The sequence below is a fragment of the Bacillus sp. JJ1127 genome (assembly GCF_036965845.1).
In the GTDB taxonomy this organism is placed as follows: domain Bacteria; phylum Bacillota; class Bacilli; order Bacillales; family Bacillaceae_G; genus Bacillus_A.
In genome coordinates this window covers 1-1,972 of sequence record NZ_JBALQK010000263.1, presented here as the reverse complement: position 1 = coordinate 1,972, position 1,972 = coordinate 1, and the positions used below count along the sequence as shown (strand labels likewise).

The following is a 1,972-nucleotide window of genomic DNA, read 5'->3' as shown; positions in this document are numbered from 1 at the left end:
TGTCGGGTAAAGAACTGGCGCGGTATCAGTTATGACCCGTCTCCAGCCCCTCCCCATAAGAACTGCTCGTGAAGTTTTCCCTCAAGCAGCTCACCCCATAAACTTCATCAAAAGGGTTATGAGACCTATCAAATGGCAGACACTTTCATCGGTATCCCTCTGCACTTTTAAGGGAATGGACTTTCCAGTCCCAGTAGAGCCCCAGTACACCATAGAGATATTCATTACTCCACCTCTGCCATCCGATACTACGCTTTCGTCGCCGTTTCCTTCTTGTCAGTAGTGTACGGATTTTCATCTCCGTATAGTCACGCACTTCGCTAAATGCTCCGCTGGAGTTTCCAACTCGAAAGTAGTTCACCCATCCTGTTAATACGGCATTGATTTGTTTTACTAAGTCTTGTGCTGGTCTGGCTCCTGCGTTTTGAATGAGTTCGCGGATTCTTGCTTTCACTGCCGTACGGGCTTTCTTCTTCGGGGTCATGCATATGAAGTGTCGGGTCTTATTTCGGTTCAGTACTCGCCTGAAATCAAATCCCAGAAAGGCAAAAGACTCCCCCTGTAAGACATCGACCATCCGAGTTTTCTCAAGATTCAGTTCAACTCCCAAAGGTTCCAATTGTTCTTGCAGTCGTCGCAATGCCAGTTCAGCCCATCCCCGTTTACTGGAGTGCCCACTTACGGTGATAACCATATCATCGGCAAATCGGTGATAGTTCACAGCTTCATAGTTGCCTTCTGTCGTCTTACGCCGAATGGCATCAAATGTCCAATCTACCTCATTCAAGTAGATGTTTGCCGCTAGTGGTGAGAACGGTCCCCCTTGCGGGACTCCAATCTTCCCTGCGGCTTTTACCACCTGTTTTACTAGGCGCATAACTTGGTGGTCTTGGACACGATTTGCGATTTTCTTCAGTAGGATGTTATGCCGGATTGTATCAAAGTAACGTGACAAATCAACATCAATGACTGTGGTCATACGACGCAGCACACTACGTCGTACTTCCGCCAGCGCTTGATGCGGGGAGCGTTTTGGTCGGAATCCGTAGGAATTTGGGCAGAAATCAGCCTCAAAGATAGCTTCCAATATGAGTTTTAGCGCTCCTTGGACCACACGGTCCCGTATACATGGGATTTGCAGTGTCCGCATTTTGCCGTTTGCTTTTGGGATTTCTACTTTACGATTAGCTTGTGGTTGATATGTTCCAGTCTGCAGTTCTTCTCGGATGTTCTTTAAAAACGGTATAACTCCCTCTAGTTCTATATCAGCGAAGCTTTGACCGTCGATACCTGGGGCACCGCCGTTTTTCCTCGCATGCTGATATGCTTCATGGAGGGTTGTTAGTTTGGTAATGTGGGAAAATAGTCCCCAAAACCGATGCGTAGGTTCAGACTTCGCCTTTTGATAGATTCGCCGCCTTAGTTCCTGCAAAGTAATAGGTGTTTTTGTCATGGCACCCTTGCCTCCTTTGGTCGTACGAAATATTTACAGGTTCGGACCCTTCCCTCCCCGCGCGTTTTGCTGCACGCAGATCTCTGGTACTACGATCCGTTCCGCCACCCTGACACCTACCGTTCTCACTTCCCGATCGCGGTTATAGAGACGGTCTCCTCGATGAGGTTTCTTCATCGGGTGTCGAGGGCTTCTCCAGTTTCCACATTATCTTTCTCTCCATGTCGCCGCTGATACCCCGCCGGTGAGAACTGCCGTTCCAGACTCGTTTCGTTCAGTTCTTGCTGCTTTCGCACGTTATCGACCGTCTCAGCCACCGGAATTGCGTGTAACGAGGCTACGTCTACGTTCACTGTACGTTACAACCTGGAAATTTGCCCACATGCCTTTTGCATGTGATGTCAGAGGGCTTCGCCATGTCGCTTTCACTTCATGGCGCCTCTCAGGCTACGGAAGTGGAGTCTATTCTCCCGATTGGACTTTCACCAACTAGATAATGTGTCCTTATCTGGACACGCC

1 protein-coding gene is annotated in these 1,972 nt (G+C 48.8%); it reads right to left on the bottom strand.

From position 1 onward, the window contains the following. Positions 1 to 145 precede the first annotated feature (145 nt). Positions 146 to 1,453, bottom strand: coding sequence for a group II intron reverse transcriptase/maturase (gene ltrA / locus V7183_RS21740; protein ID WP_335360801.1), 1,308 nt, complete (start codon positions 1,451 to 1,453; stop codon positions 146 to 148). Between the last annotated feature and the right edge of the window lie 519 nt (positions 1,454 to 1,972).